This window comes from Streptomyces sp. NPDC059454, from assembly GCF_042749965.1.
GTDB lineage: Bacteria > Actinomycetota > Actinomycetes > Streptomycetales > Streptomycetaceae > Streptomyces.
On the sequence record NZ_JBHYVC010000015.1, the window covers coordinates 61908 to 78405 of the forward strand.

The following is a 16498-nucleotide window of genomic DNA, read 5'->3' on the forward strand; positions in this document are numbered from 1 at the left end:
CTGACAACCGGCCTACTCCTCGCCCGCGCCCGCCGCCCAGGGTTCCGGCACCCGTCCCTCGCTCCAGGCGAGCAGGGCGTCGCGGTTCACGCACACGATGCCGCACTGCTCGGCGTACTCGACGGCCGGCGCGGTGAAGTCGCTGGTGGTGACCACGAGGGCGACGTCCGCCCCGTGGACGGTGAAGCAGGTGCCGCCGAAGCGCTGGAGGTCCTGCGAGCCCACCTTGTTGTCGTCGCCGTAGCGCTTGCACTGGACGACGAGGCGGCGGCCGTCGGGGGTCAGGGCCGTCACGTCGGCGCCCAGGTCCCCCGCTCCCCCGACGACCTCCACCCGCGCGCAGCCGTCCCGCACGCACAGGTCGGCTATCGCCGCCTCGAACTCCTCGGGGGTCAGGGCGTCGTGGTCGATGCCCGGGGCGACGGGCACGACGGCCGTGGGGAGGACGTCGTCGCAGGGCCCGGCCGGTGCGGGGATCACGGGCGGGAACGGGGACGGGACGGGGTCGTCCAGGGCGTCGAGCGCCGTCGACGTGGCCTGTTCCAGGGCCTCGCCCGCCCGGCGGGCGATCCTCGCCGCGGACGGCCGCCGCCGTCTGCGTCCGTGGGCCAGCAGGACCGCGACGGCCACACACAGCAGGACGACGACCCACACCGGGCGCCGCTGCACGACTGGGGCCAGCGCGCGCACCGCGAAGCCGGCGACGATCAGGGCCGTGGCGAGCAGGCCGAAGAACATGGCCGTCGCCCGCAGGTCGAAGCGCCGCCCGCGGGGCAGCGGACGCGTACGGCTCCGGTGCGTGGTCACCCTGGTGGTTCCTCTCTCGCGGCCGGCAGGACGTGCACCCGGGGCCCGGAGGGCTCCCGAAGATCACTTACGCCGTCTGCCCCGGATCGGGCCGTTCACCGGCGTGCCGCACATCGGTGCGGGGTAGAGGCGGTGTGTGCTGACTGCGGCAACCCGGGAGGCGGACGGTGGACTGGCGGAACTTCGCGCGGCAGATGGCTTCCATGGCGCGTGACCTCCTGGCCGAGCACACCCTCGACTCGACCCTGGAGCAGATCACGCACAAGGCGGTGGAACTCGTCGACGGCTGCGACGCCTCCGGGATCCTCGTCCTGCGGGGGGACCGGGTGAGTTCGCTGGCGCCGACCGCGCAGTTCGTGGCCGACAGCGACCACCTCCAGGGGCGCCTGCGCGAAGGGCCCTGCTTCGACGCGGCCCGGCCCGACCGGGCCGAGCGCGTCTTCCGCATCCCCGACTTCACCGCGGACCCCGAACGCTGGACGTCCTTCGTGCCGCGCTGCCGGGAGCTCGGGGTGGGCAGCATGATGGGCTTCCTGCTGTACACGCGGGAGGAGGAGCTGGGAGCCCTCAACATGTACTCCCACAAGCCGGGCATGTTCACCGAGGACAGCGAGACGGCCGGCTGGCTGCTGGCCTCCCACGCGGCGGTCGCCTTCTCCACCGCCAAGTCCGACGCCCAGCTGCAGGACGCCATCGCCACGCGGCATCTGATCGGCGAGGCGATGGGCATCCTGATGGGCCGCCACCACGTGACGGAGGACCAGGCCTTCGACCTCCTGCGCACCCGGTCCCAGCGCACCAACACCAAACTGCGCGAGGTGGCGCGCCAGGTCTGCGAGACGGGCGCCCTGGAGCGGTGACCGCCCGGCGGCAGGCGCTCAGCGGCCGGCGGTCCAGGTGTGGGCGACGTCGATCACGAGGTGGCCGTCGAGCCGCAGCACCCGGAACGGCAGCCGCGCCCGCACGCCGAGCCCGATCCGGGTCTCGCCCTCGAAACTGCCCGCGAACCGCGCGTCCCTGAACGTCCGGTGCCCGGTGAGGTCCACGCCCGGCAGGGGGCGTCCGGCGCGCGCGGGATAGGTGGGCTCGCCGGTCTCGGGGGCGTACGAGGGCGCGGCCACCCGCACCTCGAGGACGGCGCCGCCGGAGACGGGAATGTGCCGGCCCGATCCGTCCTGGTGGAGGCGGTCGACGTACCGGACGGAGTAGCCGAGGCCGCCACGCGCGGCGCCGGGCAGATCGACGACCATACGGTCGTGGCAGGCGTGCCGCCCGGTCCTGATGTCCCGTACCGGCGTGGCCGTGCTGTCGGAGTCGGACTTGGGCAGGCTGCCCCAGCCGGTCGGGCACGCCGCGGCCCGGGCCGCCGCCGCCGGGGTGGCGACGGCCGGGACGGCCGCCGTCGCCAGCGTGGCGCCCACGAGCACGAGGGTCGCGCAGATCATTCTCTTTTGTAGCATTTTCAGCCCCCTGGGCTCGCATCCTTCTGGTATCGGGTGAGACGACCGGGATGACCCAAAGGTTGCGGCTCCGTCGCGCCGGACCGTCCGGCATGGCACATCCTGGTGGAAAGCGAACGGATGTCCCGTGCGTCCGCACCGGGAGGGTGCGACATGGATGATGCAGCCGCCGCACCGCGCGCGGAGCGGCCGGCGGGCGGGCCCGGCCGCGGCACCGGGGAGAGGCCGGGCGCGGAAGAACTCCGGACCGCGAATCCGGCGGCCCGGATCGAGGACGCGCTCGCGGAGCCCGCGGTGGCGGCGGTCCAGGGCATCGGCGGATACGGCGGACTGGTGTACCTGCGCTCGCGGGACCGGCGCTCGCTGGTGCTGTGCGTGGTGGCCGGCGTCCCGCGCTCCCTGCTGATGACCTGGTGGCGGGTTCCCGTGGGCGGCGCGCTGCCCATGTCCGAGGCGTACCGCAGGAGCGAGAGCCTGTGGCTGCCGGACGAGCGGGCCATGATGCTGCGCTTCCCGCAGTTCACCGCCGCGCTGCCGTACTCGTTCGGTTCCGCCTTCCACCCGGTGCACGTCGGCGGCGAGCCCGTGGGCGTCCTGGCCGTTCTGCGGTCGGCCGCCCGGGAGCCGATGGACGAGCAGACGGTGCGGGCGGCGCTGCGCGACGCGGGGCGGGACATGGAGGAGCGCCTCACCGGGTTCGCCCGCCGGGTGCCCGGCCGGGAGGGCGCGGACGCCGTCGCGTACGGCATCGACTACGACGACCAGCCGGTCAGCGTGCGGCTGCCCACGCCGCCCGTCCGGGCCGTGTCGGTCGGCATGGTCGAGTGGGACCTGGACAGCGACCGGTGGTCCGGGGACGAGGACGCGCTGTCCCTGCTGGGTGTCGCCCGGGGGGAGTTCGGCGGCACCATGGCGGAGGTCGAGGACCGGGTGTCCCCCGACGACCTGTACGAACTGCGGGCGGGCCGGCGGGAGGCGACGGACACCGGGCAGATCAGGGGCCGGCAATTCAGAGTGCTGGACGAGGCCGGGGACGACGGGCGAATCCGCTACCGGCCGGTCGAACTGTGGGGGCACGTCGTACGGGCGGAGGGGGCCGCCCGGCTCCTGGTGGGCGCCCTCGTCGACGCGGCCGGCGGGGCCACCGCGGCGGAGGCCGCCGAGCGGCTGCCCGACGGGGTGTTCTCCCTGGACCAGGACGGCCGGGTCGTCTACGCCAACCGCCGCTGCCAGGAACTGCTGGGCTGCGATCTGGAGGACATGCTGGGCCACTACCCGTGGGACGTGCTCCCATGGCTGCGCGATCCGGCGTACGAGGACCGCTACCGGGCGGCGATGCTGTCGCAGGAGCCGGTGTCGTACCTGGTGCACGACCCGGACGGCGTCTGGCTGGGGTTCGTGCTCCATCCCGGCGTGCACGGGCTGACCGGCCGCGTCTTCCGCACCGGCGCCCCCGCCGGTGCCGAGCCGGGCCGGTCCCTGGCCCCGGCCGGCGAGGAGACCGCGGCGGCGGCGCCTGAACTGGTCGCGACGGCGCGCGCGGGAGCCCTCTACCACGTCGTGCAGATGGCCAGTGTGCTGACCGAGGCCGTCACCGTCCGGGACGTCTGCCTGGCCGTCGCCGAGCAGCTGCTGCCCGCGTTCGGCGCGCAGGAGATCGCCCTGTACACGATCCGTGACGACCGGATGTACCTGCTGTGGGAGTCCGGCTATCCGGAGCATTTCCTCGACGGTTTCGACGGTGTGCCGCTCAACGCGAACCTGCCCGGTGTGCACGCCCTGACCACCCGGCTCCCGCTCTTCTTCGAGTCACCGGAAGCGCTGGTCAACGCCTACCCCCAGCTCCTCCTGGACCCGATGAACGCCTGGGCGTTCCTGCCGCTGATCGCCTCCGGCCATCCGGTCGGCTCCTGCATCCTCGGCTGGAACGCGCCGCACCGGTTCGCCCCCGAGGAGCGCACCGCGCTGACCGCGCTGGGCGGTCTGACCGCGCAGGCGATGGAGCGGGCCCGGCTCTACGACGCGGAGTCCGCCGTCGCCCGGGGGCTGCAGGAGGGACTGCTGCCGCACCGGCTGCCCGTCATCGACCGGATGCTCACCACCGGCCGCTACCTGCCCGGCACCCAGGGCATGGCCATCGGGGGCGACTGGTACGACGTGATCAGGACGGGGCGGGGGGTGGCGCTGGTCATCGGCGACGTCGAGGGGCACAGCGTCGGGGCCGCCGCCGTCATGGGGCAGCTGCGCAGCGCGGTGCACGCCTTCGCCGCCAGCGGCCGGCCGCCGCAGGAGGTCATCACCCACACCAACCGGCTGCTGGCGGAGCTGGAGACGGACGTCTTCGCCACCTGCTGCTACATCGAGCTCGACCCGGCCACCGGCCGCGCCCTGGCCGTCCGGGCGGGTCATCCGCCGCCCCTGCTGCGTCATCCCGACGGGCACACCGAGAGCCTGGACCTGCCCGGTGGCGTGCTGCTCGGGGTGCAGCCGGAGGCCGTCTACCCGGTCACGGCGCTCACCCTGGCCCCCGGCAGCGTTCTCGCGCTGTACACGGACGGGCTCGTCGAGACGCCCGGCGGTGACATCGAGACGGGCATCGAGGTGGTCCGGCGCTGTCTGGCGCGCAGCCGCACCGACTCGGTCGAGGAACTCGCCGACCGGCTGGTCGGAACGGCCCGCCGGGCCGAGGACCGCCCGGACGACGTGGCGCTGCTGCTGACGGCGTACGACTGGCGGCCCGGCCGCTGACCGCCGCCCGGCCGCCACCGCCGGTGGTCAGACGGGCGGGGTGCGGGTGGCGCGGAGCAGGAGGACGGTGATGTCGTCGGCCTGCTGCGCCTGGCGGCGGGCCGGGTGCAGCAGCCGGTCGGCGAGCCGCTGCGGGTCGGGGTCGTCGGCGGCGGCCAGGGACTCGGCGAGGCCGCGGGTGGTCCGGGTGGCGTCGGTGCCGGGGGCCTCCACCAGGCCGTCCGTGTAGAGGGCGAGGACGGCGCCGGGGGGCAGGTCGACGGTGGTGACCGGGTAGCGGGCGCCGAGGTCGATGCCGAACAGCGGTCCCGGCTCGACGTCCAGCACCCCGGCCCGGCCGGGCGCGTGCCGCAGCAGCGGGGGCACATGGCCGGCGCTGGACAGGGTCACCTGGTGGCGGGCCAGGTCGATGTGGGCGTAGAGGCAGGACACCAGCAGGTCGGAGTCCAGGTCCGACAGCAGCCGGTTGGTGCGGGCGAGCACCTCGTCGGGCGCCGCGCCGGCGGTGGCGTGGGCGTGCAGGGCGGTGCGGACCTGGCCCGTGAACGCGGCGGCGGTGACGCTGTGGCCCTCGACGTCCCCGATGACGGCGGCGGCGGTCGTGTCGTCGAGGCGCAGGACGTCGTAGAAGTCGCCGCCGACGTCGAGGCCGTGTCCGGCGGGCAGATAGCGGGCGGCGACGTCGAGGCCGGGGAGAGCGGGCAGCGCGCGGGGCAGCAGGGCCCGCTGCAGTTCGCCGACCAGACGGTGCTGGGTGTCGTACAGGCGGGCGCGGTCCAGGGCCTGGGCGATCAGTCCGGCCAGGGAGGTGAGGACGGCGCGCTCGTCGGCGCCGAAGGTGTGCGGCCGGTCGTACGACAGGACGCAGCAGCCCACCGGCCGGCCCGAGATGACCAGCGGCAGGAAGGCCCAGGCCTCCTTGTCGCTGAGCAGGGGCGCCTTGGGGTAGCGGGCGGCGATCTCGGCCCGGTCGGCGAAGAAGGCGGGGGCGCCGGCGGCCAGGGTGTCACCGGCGGGGGTGAGATCGGTGTCCAGGCTCAGGGCGTCCAGGCGTTCCACGACGTCGGGGTCGTAACCGTGATGGCCGGTGATCGTCAGCCGGCCGGCGTCGGCGGCGGACAGCACCAGGCCCTGGGCCTGGAAGGCGGGCAGGATCTGGTGGGCGATCAGCTCGACGAGGTCCCGCACGGTGACCGTCTCGGTGAGCGCGGCGGCCAGGTGGACCAGTTGGTAGAGGCGTCCGGTGGGTGCCGGTGCGGGGCGCCGCGCGGTGCCGGGTGCCGGGTCGTCCATGGGGTGCCCGGCGCGCGGGGCGACCCGGACACTGATGCCGCTGGTGTCGGGGTAGAGCTCGAAGACCAGCCACTGGCCGGGCGGGCGGCGGGCGGTGAAGGCGACGGGCGAGCGGCTGACCAGGGCGGTGCGGTAGTGGTCCTCGTAGACCGGGTCGTCCAGCCAGCGCAGGGCCTCCCACGGGCGGGTGCCGAGGAGCCGTTCCGCGCCCCGGCCGAGCAGCCGGGCGGCGGCGGTGCTGAGGAAGGTGATCCGTCCCTCCAGGTCGAGGGAGACGGCGCCCTCGGGCAGGCGTTCCACGTAGTCGGAGGCGGCCAGGTCGGTCTGCGCGGGCCGGGTCACGGCGTTCGGCGGGACGATCCGCGTCCGGTCGGACAGGGTGGGCGGCTCGTCGGAGTCGTCCAGGATCCGCGCGAAGCGGCGGGCGCCGGTGGTGATGTTGTGCCGTTCCCTGGCCGTGAGCCGTCTCGGCCGGTCGGCGGGCCACATCAGCACCAGGCCGCCCCAGGGGCGCCGCATCCCGGTCACCGGCAGCGCGGCCAGAGCGAACGGGTAGGGCAGGACGGCGGCGGCGCGGGGATAGTGGCGGGCCATCTCGTCGTGGCCGCCGATCCAGACGAGCCGGCCGCCGCGGACGGCGTCGGCGACCGGCAGCGGACTGGCCGGGGCCAGCCGCTGCCAGGGCTCGAAGAACTCGGCCGGCAGGCCGCACAGCCACACCAGGCGCAGGAAACCGGTCGTCCCCTCGGACAGGTAGAGCCCTCCGGCCGAGGCACCGGTGCCGCGCACCGTGTCGGCCAGCGCCGCCCCCAGGGCGTCGTCCAGCGATCCGCGGCTCAGGAGCGGCTCGTCGATCCCGGACATGCTGTCCTCCGGTCCGGTGACGGGAAGGCCGGCCGCCCGTCAGGGGGTACGTGCACGCCTCCCGTACCGGCGGAGGCGTACGGCGGTCCTACCCCGCACACCACTCCTGACGCGCGCAGGGGGCACATTCCCCCGTACGAGGACGTGGCGGCGGGCCCGCACCCCTCCGCGGCGCTCTCACAGGCAGTAGCGCACCAGCCACTCGTCCGGGTCATAGGCGTCGCGGGCCGGGTCCGGCGCGGCGGCCGGGCGCTCCTCGACCATGTCCTCCGCCCGGACCGGTTCCGGAAGGTGCCCGAAGCGGGCGTGCCGCGCGGTCGCCGCCGCGTCCGTGTCCTCGTGTGTGCGCACCGTTCCCTCGTCCACGACGACTCCCCTCTCGCGGCCGGTCGACGCTCCCCCCTCGGACAGCACCGCGGCCCTGACGCCAAGTGTCACACACCGGTGGCCGAAGGCATGGCTTCCGTCACAGCCGACTGCGGCCGGTACTGATCGACTCCTCGTATGCGCACCGGCTCCCTCTCCCTTGCCGTCGTCCTCGCCGGCGCCCTGTCGGTCACCGCTCGCTGCACGGCTGTCCCGGCGTCCACGTGCTGCGCGACGGCGGTTCCGTCGCGGGCGGCACGGGGCGGACGGCCCGGCCCTGCCGCTCGTGCTGAAGCCGGGCGAGGGCGCCTGGGCCGGCCTGGTGTGGCGCAGCACGGTCGAGGCGGGCGCGGCGGTCGACGTCCCCCATGTCCAGGTGCGGGCGGAGTCCGGCGCGGACCCGGTGACGGTCGTCCCCGAACTCGACCTCGGGACGACGGGGAAGCCGGGCGTCGGCCCCTGGAAGAAGAAGAAGAAGAAGGAGTAGCTTCTCCCGGAGGAACGGCCTCCCGGCCGGATCGGTCCCCGATGGCGGGGCGGAAGTGGACCTCCTGGCGGGCCGCCGTCCTTTCTAGCGTCGGTGTCATGAACGCCGTCACCACGCGCGGGGCCCTGCTCGCCGCGCTCGCCTGTGTCCTCGTCGGAGGCTCCTTCACCGCCAACAGCGTCCTCGGCGACTACCCGTACGCGGGCGGTCAGTTCCTGCGGTACGCACTGGCCTGTCTGCTGCTGATCCCCTTGGCCGGCCGGGGCGCCGCCGCGAGGCTGCGGTCGCTCCCGCCCCGCCTGTGGGCCCGGCTGGCGCTGCTCGCCGCGGTCGGCATGGTCGGGTTCAACCTGGCCGTCCTGGCCGCGGAGCGGACCGCGGAACCGGCGGTGCCCGGCGTCTTCGTGGGCTGCGCGCCCGTGGTCGTCGCCGTCCTCGTCCCCCTGCTGGACGGCCGACGGCCGAGGCGGGCGGTGCTGTACGGGGCGTCGGCGGTGGCCGTCGGCGCCTTCACCGTGCAGGGCTGGGGGCGTACGGACGGGGCGGGCCTCGCCTTCTCGCTGTGCGCGCTCGTCGGGGAGGTCGGGTTCGCCGTACTGGCCGTGCCCGTGCTGCGGCCCCTGGGCCCCCGTCTGCTGTCCGCCACGGTGTGCTGCGTCGCCGCGGTCGAGTCGGCGGCGGCCGGATTGCTGCTCGACGGGTCCGCGTGGCTGCGCCGCCCGGACGTGGTCGAGGCGACGGCGCTGCTGTGGCAGGCGGTGGTGGTCACCGTCATCGGCTTCGTGTGCTGGTACATGGGCATGCAGCGGATCGGTGCCGAGCGGGCCACCCTGTTCTCCGGCCTGATCCCGGTGGCGGCCGCGTGCACCGCGCCGCTCGTCGGCACCGGCTCCTACGGTGCGGCCCAGGCGGTGGGCAGCGTCCTGGTCGGCGCCGGGGTCGCCCTGGGGTCGGGCGCGCTGGGTGTGCCGGCGGGCCTGCGCCGGTTCCGTGCCGCCCGGTCCGGACGAGGCGGCTCCTCCACGGCCGGTGAACCGGACGCCTTGGCCGACGCCTCGAACCGGTGAGCCCACGACCTCCCGCTCCTGCACCGCATCGGTGCGAGGGGGGAGGGAAACGCGAGGCGGCAGGACCCGTCACGGGTCCTGCCGCCGTTCACGCGGTGCGGTGGATCAGGCCGCGCGCCTCACGCTCCGCAGGACGAAGAACCCGAAGATCACCAGCATTCCGCCCAGCGCGGCCGGCCAGAGCTGGGTGCCGGTCTCGGCGAGGCTGCCGGTCTCGCCCTGTGCCTGGGACCGGTTCTCGGTGCCGAGTTCGGGGAGGCTGCCGGGCACCTCGGCGGCCTGGGCCGCCTGGCCGCCGTCGTCCTCGCCGCCCTTGTCGCCGCCGTCCTGGTCTCCGGCGCCGGCGTCCTCGGCCGGGGTGGACGCCTTGACGTCGGGCTGCTCGGGCCGGTCGGTGCCGTCGCCCTCCGCGGGCTCCTCGGCGGCCGGGGTCTCCGACGGCTGCTCCTGTCCGTCGTCGCCCTGACTGCCGTCGTCGCCGGGCTTGTCGGCGCCGTCGCCCTGGTTGCCGTCGCCGTCGCCGCCCTGGCCCGGGTCGTCGGGCGTGGCCGTGGGCTCCTCCGGCTGCTGGGGCTCTTCCGGCTGCTGGGGCTCCTCACCCGGTTCGCCGTCGTTGCCGTTGCCGCCGCCGTCACCGCCGTTGCCGCCGTCACCGGCACCGCAGGTGCGGCCCTCGTTGATGCAGTCGACGACCTCGTTCATCAGGTCCTCGTCGAAGACGTTGATGAAGTCACCGTGGTCCGTGATCGGCTTGTGCAGCTGCTCCGGGAAGGAGTCCACCGCGAACAGCGGGGTCGTCTCGCCGCCGTCCTCGAGGCTCGGCGCGTCGACGTCGTAGACGATCCGCTGCACCAGCTGCGGCACGGGCTTGAAGCCGGTCGGGCAGTTGCCGGCCTCGTCCGCGAACGCCATGTGCGTACGGTGGTTGGCGCTGTCGATGTTGCGGCCGTCCCAGCAGCTCTGGAAGTCGAAGCTGCGCACCACGTCACTGCCCTGCGGGCACAGCGGGTACTTGTCGGTCAGCTGGCGGTCCTCGAAGCCGGTGCAGCTCCAGGACGCGTTGGCGTTGGCGGGGCCGTTGACGAACGACTTGGCGTCGCCGGTGATGATGCGCAGCAGCCGCGGCATGGCGGTGACCTCGCCCCGCGGGTTGCCGACGAAGGTCAGGGTGACCTCCTTGGGCGTGACGATCTCACCGGCGTTGCCCTCGATGCCGCCGCCCGGGGACTGGGCGTCCTGCTCCTGGGTCCCGTTCTGCAGCCGCAGCACCGGCCAGTAGTACGACGACTTGTCGCCCTGGTCCGCGCAACTGGTGTCCGCCTGCGCCAGGTCCTCGTCGCTGGAGAAGGCGTTGGTGGCCTGGTTGCCGATGTAGTCGTGGAAGTGGTGGGCGCCGTTGGCGACACCCGGAGCGGCGATCACGTTGTCCGAGTTGAACAGGCCGTTCTCGTTGACGCCGCACTCGCTGGTGAAGGTGCCGCGAGAGGCGCTCTCCGTCTGCTCCGGCTCGGAGACGTTCGGCTGGACGCTCTCGATGTCGACGTAGTCGCCGGCGACGGGCCCGTTGCCGGCCTGACCGCCGTTTCCGCCCTGGCCCTCGCCCTGACCCTGGCCCTGCTGGTCCTGGCCGTCGCCTCCGCCGCCCGCCTGCTCGCCCTCGTTGCCGGCGTCCTCGTTGCCGGCGTCCCCGGCGCCCTCACCCTCCTGCCCGGCGTCCGGCTGTGTGGCGTTGCCGGATTCACGCACGGCGCAGGCGGCGAGTTCCTCGAGGCCCGCGGGCCGGTCTCCGACCCGGTCGATGGCGGTCGCGATGCGCGCGAGGGTCGCGGAACGCTTCTCCTCGAGTGGCCCGGCGATCGCGTTGTCCGCGAAGCCCGGATCCTGCCGGAGAGCCTCGGCCGACTCCCCGAGCCGCTTGTAGGCATCGGCGATCTGCGCGTCGAGCGCGGCGAGTTCCCTGTCGACCTCCGCCCGCGCCTCCTGCGGCACCGACGTCAGTTCGGTGGCCACGTCCGGGCAGTCGATCGTGGCGCCCGAGAGGACCTGGCCGTTGCCCGGCGCGCCCTCCTCCGTCGCGGAAGCGTAGACGTTGGCCGCCATCATCCCGCCTCCGCCCAGGATCAGGGCGAAGGCGGCGAGCGTCGCGCGCTGTTTGGGGCGTCTGCGTGTGTTGCGTGCCAAGGCGGTACTCCTACGCTTCTGTCGCGGGGGGTGGGCAGGGGATTCCCACGCCCCATACGCGGGCGGGCCGCCGTGTGTTCAAAGGCCTCACGGATTCTTCGGGAAATCTCAGAAGGCCCCGGTCCCGTACACACCGGATCCCCGCCGAACTCGTACGGCCCGGCGGGGACCTGGGGACGGGAGCGGTGAAGTGCCGACGGTTCAGCCGAAGTTCACGTCACTGCACAGGAAGTACGTCTGGTCCATGTGCGAGGCCTGCCAGATCGTGTAGACGACGTGGCGGCCACTGAGGCCGGAGGTGCTCACCGGGATCGAGTAGTTCTGGCTGGGCGCGTACGAGCCGGTGCGGGCCACCTGCTGGAGATCGTCCCAGCCCAGCTGCTCGGTGGTGGGGTCGAAGCCCTGCCGGGTGACGTAGACGAGGAAGTAGTCCGCGCCGTGGCTGGCCTGGTCGTACAGCTTGACGGTGAAGTTGTCGTTCACGTCCGTCGTCTTCCAGGCGCCCACCGTGTCGAGGGAGTTGTAGCGCCCGCCCTCGGCGTGCCCGCCGCTGCACAGTTGGCCGTCGGGGACCACGGCCTGGAAGTTGCCGGCGGAGCCGTTGCGGTAGAGGCCGTTCCAGTTCCACATGGCGTTGGGGTCGTCCTGCCACGCCTGCCAGCACATCGGGTCTTCCTGCGCCATCGCCGGGTTCTGGAAGTCGCTCCCCCAGCGCTGCCAGCATCCGTAGTTGCGGGACGCGGGGTCGACCACCGAGCCGTGGGCGACGGCGGTACCGCTCCAGGGGATCAGACAGAGCAGCGCGGCGACGGCCACGGTCAGGGCGAGCGACAGACGGGACCGGAACGACAATAAGTCATGACCATGCCAAGTCACGGGTTCCTTCTTTCCGCTGTGGGGGTCGTGGGGATGCGGGTGCGCGCCCCCACGGCAACAATGGGAGCGCTCCCAGTGCACAGGCTGCGCCCGTCGAAGCGGAGCGGCAATGCGCATTTGCGCCACTTCCGCACGGGCGGTGGCGCATTCGACGCGTTCGACGGAGACGGGCGCCGGTCCCTCAGAGCCCGTCGAGGTCGCGCGTCGTACGGCCGAGGCAGACGACCGAGTCGTCCATCGGCGCGTCGATCTCCTCGAAGCCCATACGGTCGTAGAAGGCCCGGGCGGACTTGTTGGCCGTCGCCATGACGAGGTGGACGGACGGCACTCCCCCGTCCCGCAGGGCCCCGAGGAAGGTCCGCATCAACTGCCTGCCGTAGCCGCGCCCCTGCCAGTCGGGCAGCAGGTCGATGTGCAGGTGGGCCGGCCAGGCGGCCAGTTCCGGGACGATCATCCGCTCGGGGTGGTGCAGGAGCCGGGCGATCGTCTCGTCCGGGGTGGCCGGCGGGCCGGACGGCTCGGGATGGCGGCCGGCGACCAGGGGCAGCCACACGGCGCGGAAGGCTCTGGCGAAGCGGACGGTGTCGGCGGTGCCGACGATGTAGCCGACCGCCCGGCCCCGGCCGTCGTCCAGCACGAACGCCAGCTCCGGCTCCAGATGGACGTAGGGCGCCGCGAAGGTGTCGGGGAAGACGCCGGGATCGGTGTAGTGAGGGCGGCTGTCCTGGCCGTTGTGCGCGGTGCGGATACAGATGTCGTCGAGGGCCTGCCGGTCCTCGCGGCGGTACGGGCGGATCCTGGGGGACTCGGTCATGCCTGGCATCCTGCATCCCTGGGAGCGCTCCAACAACCCTTTCCCGGCAGGTCGAGACCCGGATCCACGGCTTAGCCCGCCGGTACCTGGTTACCCAGGAGGGCATGAAGCTGCATATCCCGGGGCGGAACGGCCGGCAGGCCGACGAGAACACGACGGACGAGCCCCGTCCGGGTCACGGAAGCGACGCGGCGGCGGACGATCCCGGGCCCAGTGACGCGGTGGAGCGGGCGGCGCCGGACACACCGGGCAAACTCCCGAAGGGGGCGTGGGGCGCGGCGTTCAAAGGCAGTCTGCGCGAGTTCAAGGACGACGAGCTCACCGACCGGGCCGCGGCCCTGACGTACTACGGCGTGCTGGCGCTGTTCCCGGCGCTGCTGGCCCTGGTGTCGATCCTGGGCCTCACCGGTAGGTCCACCACGGACAAGGTGCTGGAGAACCTCCAGGAGCTCACCGCCCCCGGCGCGGCCCGCGACATCATCACCCGGGCGGTCCAGCAGCTGCAGGGCAACGCGGGCATCGGGTCGATCGTGGCGATCGCCGGTCTGGTGCTGGCCATCTGGTCGGCGTCGGGCTACGTGGCGGCGTTCATGCGCGCGGCGAACGCGGTCTACGACATGCCCGAGGGGCGCCCGGTGTGGAAGGTGCTGCCGGTACGGCTCGGGGTGACGGTCGTCCTGATGACAATGGCCGTGATCAGTGCGCTGATCGTGGTCTTCACCGGCGGGCTGGCCCGTCAGGCGGGCGACCTGCTCGGCCTGGGCGACACCGCGCTGACCGTGTGGTCGATCGCCAAGTGGCCGGTGCTGGTCGTCCTGGTCGTCATCATGATCGCGCTGCTGTACTGGGCGGCTCCGAACGCCAAGGTCAAGGGGTTCCGATGGATCACTCCGGGTAGTTTCCTGGCGCTGGTGATCTGGCTGGTCGCGTCCGCCGGATTCGCCCTCTACGTCGCCAACTTCGGGTCGTACAACAAGACGTACGGCACGATGGCCGGCGTCATCGTGTTCCTGATCTGGCTGTGGATCACCAATCTGGCCATTCTGCTGGGGCTGGAGTTCGACGCGGAGATCGCCCGGCAGCGGGCCATCGCCGGGGGCCATCCGCCTCAGGCGGAGCCGTACATGCAGCCGCGCGACACCCGGGCCTGGGACGAGCAGGACCGACGGCGCATGGACGAGACCTGACGCCGCCCGCGGCGGGGCTCAGTACATCAGGCCCGCGGCGACCGTGGCGCCCAGCTCCCAGCACCGCCCGACGGCGGCCCGGTCCGGCTCGCCGGTGACGGTCACGCCGTCGGCCGCGGGACGCCAGCCGAGGCCCGTCGTGATCGACTCGATGCCCCGCACCGCGCCGGTGACGTCGTTCCCGCCGTGCACGTAGTAACCGAAGGGCCGGCCCCGGGTGGTGTCCAGGCACGGGTAGTAGACCTGGTCGAAGAAGTGCTTGAGCGCACCCGACATGTAGCCGAGGTTCGCCGGGGTGCCGAGGAGGTAGCCGTCGGCGTCCAGGACGTCGGCGGCGGTGGCGGACAGCGCCGCCCGCCGCACCACCCGGACGCCCTCGATCTCCTCGGCGGTGGCACCCGAGAGGACGGCCTCGAACATCGCCTGGCAGTTCGGCGAGGGCGTGTGGTGGACGATCAGCAGAGTCGGCACACCCCGACCCTGCCGCGCCGGGCCCCGTGCCCGCAAGCCGCCACGGGCGGTGTCCCGTTGTGACGGCGGGACGGGGATGGCACGATGCCCCGCATCGGTACGCGGAGACGGGGTGCGTCTTGGTCGACGAGGATCACGGGTCACCGGCGGCGGCGGTGTTCGACGCGCTGGGCGGCGAGTACGAGAAGGCGTTCGCCTCCTCGTCGGCGCACCGGGCGTCGCTGGACCGGCTGCTCGAAGGGCTGGCGCCGGGCAGCAGGGTGCTGGACGTGGGCAGCGGGACGGGCCGTCCCACGGCCGCCGCGCTCGCCGGGGCCGGTCACCGGGTGCTGGGTGTCGACGTGTCCCCGGTGATGGTGGAGATCGCCTCCCGGCAGGTGCCCGGGGCCGAGTTCCGGTGCGCCGACATCCGCCGGATGCCGCTCGAGGACGGTTCGTTCGACGCGGTCTGCGTGTACTTCGCGCTGCTGCAGATGTCCCGTGCGGAGCAGTCGCAGCTGGTGCGCCGGCTGGCGCGGGCGCTGCGGCCGGGCGGCCTGTTCGCGCTGGCCACCGTGCCGCTGGACGTGGAGGAGTTCGACGGCGTCTTCATGGGACAGGACGTGCGCGTCACCAGTTTCGCGGCCGAGGACGTCGTCGCCCTCGTGCGTGGGGCGGGCCTGACGGTGGAGTCGCAGGAGAGCGTGATGTTCACCCCGACCCATCCCGACGCCCGGCCGGAACCGCAGTTCTTCCTGCACTGCCGCCGCGTGGAGGCGTGACCCCTCGGCCGGCCGGCGCGACGGGATCACCATGACTGACCGGCGCAGAATCAGGTACTCGCGTTCCGTTCCCCATCGGAAAGCGAGGTAGCCGACACATGTCGCAGGTAGAGGAATCGATCGAGGTCGACGTCCCGGTCCGCACCGCCTACAACCAGTGGACCCAGTTCGAGAGCTTCCCGGAGTTCATGGGCGGCGTGGAGCGCATCGAGCAGCGCAGCGACACGCTGACCCACTGGGTGACCAAGGTCGGGGGTGTGGAGCGGGAGTTCGACGCCCGGATCACCGAGCAGGTCCCGGACGAGCGTGTCGCCTGGACCACGGTCGACGGCGAGGCGAGGCAGGCCGGAGTCGTCACCTTCCACCGGGTGCGGGACACCACCACCAAGGTGATGCTGCAGATGGACTTCGACCCGCAGGGAGTGACCGAGAGCGTGGGTGACAAGCTCGGCTTCGTCAAGCGGCAGGTCGGTGGTGACCTGAAGCGGTTCAAGGAGTTCATCGAGCGGCGTGGCCTGGAGACGGGCGCCTGGCGCGGCGAGGTCTGACCGCCGCGGGACGGCGCCGTCCGGGCCTCGCCCCGCACCGCCGTCGTCCCGGGCCCGTCCGGCACGACGGCCCCCGCGGTCCCGGCCTTCGGGCCGGGACCGCGGCCGTCTACGGCAAGGGCTTCGGTTCGCCCTGTGCGGCCCGGAGGTCGGCGAGCAGTTCGGCCTGCCCCGCGAGTACGCCGGACAGGATGGTGCGTGCCACCCGCAGCAGCTCCGCCACGTGCGGGCTGGTCAACGAGTAGTACACGGTCGAGCCCTCCTTGCGGCCGACCACCAGGTTCGCCCGTCGCAGCACCGCCAGCTGCTGCGAGAGGTGGGCCGGCTCGATACCCACCTCGGGAAGCATCTCCCCCACCGCGTGCTCCCGCTCGCTGAGCAGTTCCAGCACGCCGATGCGGGCGGGGTGGCCCAGTGTTTTGAAGAACTCGGCCTTCATCCGGTACAGCGGCGTGGTCATCGTGCCGTCCCCTTTCCGGCGCGGCAGCACGGCCCGCACGGCCGGTCCCCGGTCCATCGCCGCATCTGTTCGTCGGCGTCCGCCCCGACGTTTTCCGACATGAGCAAC

At 73.2% G+C, this 16498-nt stretch carries 16 protein-coding genes; 7 read left to right on the plus strand and 9 right to left on the minus strand.

The window, feature by feature from the left end; genetic code table 11:
• Window positions 1-12: 12 nt before the first annotated feature.
• A complete protein-coding gene (locus ACFXAE_RS13575; RefSeq protein WP_384712785.1) occupies window positions 13-807 on the minus strand; it encodes a restriction endonuclease in 795 nt (264 codons plus the stop codon).
• A gap of 194 nt (window positions 808-1001) precedes the next feature.
• Here ACFXAE_RS13575 and ACFXAE_RS13580 point away from each other — a divergent pair, with 194 nt between their 5' ends.
• Window positions 1002-1667 (plus strand): GAF and ANTAR domain-containing protein, encoded by a 666-nt coding sequence (locus ACFXAE_RS13580; protein WP_384712955.1) that lies wholly within the window; start codon window positions 1002-1004, stop codon window positions 1665-1667.
• An 18-nt stretch (window positions 1668-1685) separates the two neighbouring features.
• Here the strand turns inward: ACFXAE_RS13580 and ACFXAE_RS13585 are convergent, their stop codons facing one another.
• A complete protein-coding gene (locus ACFXAE_RS13585; RefSeq protein WP_384712788.1) occupies window positions 1686-2267 on the minus strand; it encodes a hypothetical protein in 582 nt (193 codons plus the stop codon).
• A 153-nt stretch (window positions 2268-2420) separates the two neighbouring features.
• Between ACFXAE_RS13585 and ACFXAE_RS13590 the strand changes: the two genes are divergently transcribed.
• Window positions 2421-5015, plus strand: coding sequence for a SpoIIE family protein phosphatase (locus ACFXAE_RS13590; RefSeq protein WP_384712791.1), 2595 nt, complete (start codon window positions 2421-2423; stop codon window positions 5013-5015).
• Between the two features lie 27 nt (window positions 5016-5042).
• Here ACFXAE_RS13590 and ACFXAE_RS13595 read toward each other — a convergent pair whose 3' ends face one another.
• Together ACFXAE_RS13595 and ACFXAE_RS13600 are read right to left on the minus strand one after the other, a co-directional pair.
• On the minus strand, window positions 5043-7172 hold the full coding sequence (locus tag ACFXAE_RS13595; protein WP_384712794.1) for a SpoIIE family protein phosphatase: 2130 nt from the start codon (window positions 7170-7172) through the stop codon (window positions 5043-5045).
• A 177-nt stretch (window positions 7173-7349) separates the two neighbouring features.
• A complete protein-coding gene (locus ACFXAE_RS13600; protein WP_384712797.1) occupies window positions 7350-7538 on the minus strand; it encodes a hypothetical protein in 189 nt (62 codons plus the stop codon).
• Between the two features lie 286 nt (window positions 7539-7824).
• Here ACFXAE_RS13600 and ACFXAE_RS13605 point away from each other — a divergent pair, with 286 nt between their 5' ends.
• Together ACFXAE_RS13605 and ACFXAE_RS13610 are read left to right on the plus strand one after the other, a co-directional pair.
• Window positions 7825-8025, plus strand: coding sequence for a hypothetical protein (locus tag ACFXAE_RS13605; protein WP_384712800.1), 201 nt, complete (start codon window positions 7825-7827; stop codon window positions 8023-8025).
• A gap of 98 nt (window positions 8026-8123) precedes the next feature.
• Window positions 8124-9092: a DMT family transporter gene (locus ACFXAE_RS13610; RefSeq protein WP_384712803.1), complete on the plus strand. Its 969-nt coding sequence runs from the start codon at window positions 8124-8126 to the stop codon at window positions 9090-9092.
• Window positions 9093-9197: 105 nt separating this feature from the next.
• On the opposite strand, the gene ACFXAE_RS13615 is transcribed toward ACFXAE_RS13610, so the two are convergent.
• The 3 genes from ACFXAE_RS13615 to ACFXAE_RS13625 all read right to left on the minus strand — a co-directional run bounded on the left by ACFXAE_RS13615 (window position 9198) and on the right by ACFXAE_RS13625 (window position 12963).
• A complete protein-coding gene (locus ACFXAE_RS13615; RefSeq protein ID WP_384712958.1) occupies window positions 9198-11195 on the minus strand; it encodes a DUF1996 domain-containing protein in 1998 nt (665 codons plus the stop codon).
• A 279-nt stretch (window positions 11196-11474) separates the two neighbouring features.
• Window positions 11475-12125, minus strand: coding sequence for a lytic polysaccharide monooxygenase (locus tag ACFXAE_RS13620; RefSeq protein WP_384712806.1), 651 nt, complete (start codon window positions 12123-12125; stop codon window positions 11475-11477).
• A gap of 205 nt (window positions 12126-12330) precedes the next feature.
• Window positions 12331-12963: a GNAT family N-acetyltransferase gene (locus ACFXAE_RS13625; RefSeq protein WP_384712809.1), complete on the minus strand. Its 633-nt coding sequence runs from the start codon at window positions 12961-12963 to the stop codon at window positions 12331-12333.
• A gap of 104 nt (window positions 12964-13067) precedes the next feature.
• Here ACFXAE_RS13625 and ACFXAE_RS13630 point away from each other — a divergent pair, with 104 nt between their 5' ends.
• Entirely contained in the window at window positions 13068-14150 is a 1083-nt protein-coding gene (locus ACFXAE_RS13630) for a YihY/virulence factor BrkB family protein (protein WP_384712812.1), read from the plus strand.
• Between the two features lie 18 nt (window positions 14151-14168).
• Here the strand turns inward: ACFXAE_RS13630 and ACFXAE_RS13635 are convergent, their stop codons facing one another.
• Window positions 14169-14621 carry a flavodoxin family protein gene (locus ACFXAE_RS13635; RefSeq protein ID WP_384712815.1) on the minus strand — a complete coding sequence of 151 codons (453 nt, stop codon included), beginning with the start codon at window positions 14619-14621 and terminating at the stop codon, window positions 14169-14171.
• Between the two features lie 119 nt (window positions 14622-14740).
• Here ACFXAE_RS13635 and ACFXAE_RS13640 point away from each other — a divergent pair, with 119 nt between their 5' ends.
• Together ACFXAE_RS13640 and ACFXAE_RS13645 are read left to right on the plus strand one after the other, a co-directional pair.
• Complete coding sequence (locus tag ACFXAE_RS13640) at window positions 14741-15382, plus strand: class I SAM-dependent methyltransferase (protein ID WP_384712818.1); 642 nt, start codon at window positions 14741-14743, stop codon at window positions 15380-15382.
• 98 nt (window positions 15383-15480) lie between these two features.
• Window positions 15481-15930: an SRPBCC family protein gene (locus tag ACFXAE_RS13645; protein ID WP_384712821.1), complete on the plus strand. Its 450-nt coding sequence runs from the start codon at window positions 15481-15483 to the stop codon at window positions 15928-15930.
• Between the two features lie 109 nt (window positions 15931-16039).
• Here the strand turns inward: ACFXAE_RS13645 and ACFXAE_RS13650 are convergent, their stop codons facing one another.
• Window positions 16040-16390 carry an ArsR/SmtB family transcription factor gene (locus ACFXAE_RS13650; RefSeq protein ID WP_384712824.1) on the minus strand — a complete coding sequence of 117 codons (351 nt, stop codon included), beginning with the start codon at window positions 16388-16390 and terminating at the stop codon, window positions 16040-16042.
• Window positions 16391-16498 lie beyond the last annotated feature (108 nt).

Coding starts and splice junctions, on each gene's coding strand:
- ACFXAE_RS13580 (WP_384712955.1), top strand. CDS start 1,002: ATGGCTTCCATGGCGCGTGACCTCCTGGCCGAGCACACCCTCGACTCG.
- ACFXAE_RS13585 (WP_384712788.1), bottom strand. CDS start 2,267: ATGCTACAAAAGAGAATGATCTGCGCGACCCTCGTGCTCGTGGGCGCC.
- ACFXAE_RS13590 (WP_384712791.1), top strand. CDS start 2,421: ATGGATGATGCAGCCGCCGCACCGCGCGCGGAGCGGCCGGCGGGCGGG.
- ACFXAE_RS13595 (WP_384712794.1), bottom strand. CDS start 7,172: ATGTCCGGGATCGACGAGCCGCTCCTGAGCCGCGGATCGCTGGACGAC.
- ACFXAE_RS13610 (WP_384712803.1), top strand. CDS start 8,124: ATGAACGCCGTCACCACGCGCGGGGCCCTGCTCGCCGCGCTCGCCTGT.
- ACFXAE_RS13615 (WP_384712958.1), bottom strand. CDS start 11,195: ATGATGGCGGCCAACGTCTACGCTTCCGCGACGGAGGAGGGCGCGCCG.
- ACFXAE_RS13625 (WP_384712809.1), bottom strand. CDS start 12,963: ATGACCGAGTCCCCCAGGATCCGCCCGTACCGCCGCGAGGACCGGCAG.
- ACFXAE_RS13630 (WP_384712812.1), top strand. CDS start 13,068: ATGAAGCTGCATATCCCGGGGCGGAACGGCCGGCAGGCCGACGAGAAC.
- ACFXAE_RS13645 (WP_384712821.1), top strand. CDS start 15,481: ATGTCGCAGGTAGAGGAATCGATCGAGGTCGACGTCCCGGTCCGCACC.
- ACFXAE_RS13650 (WP_384712824.1), bottom strand. CDS start 16,390: ATGACCACGCCGCTGTACCGGATGAAGGCCGAGTTCTTCAAAACACTG.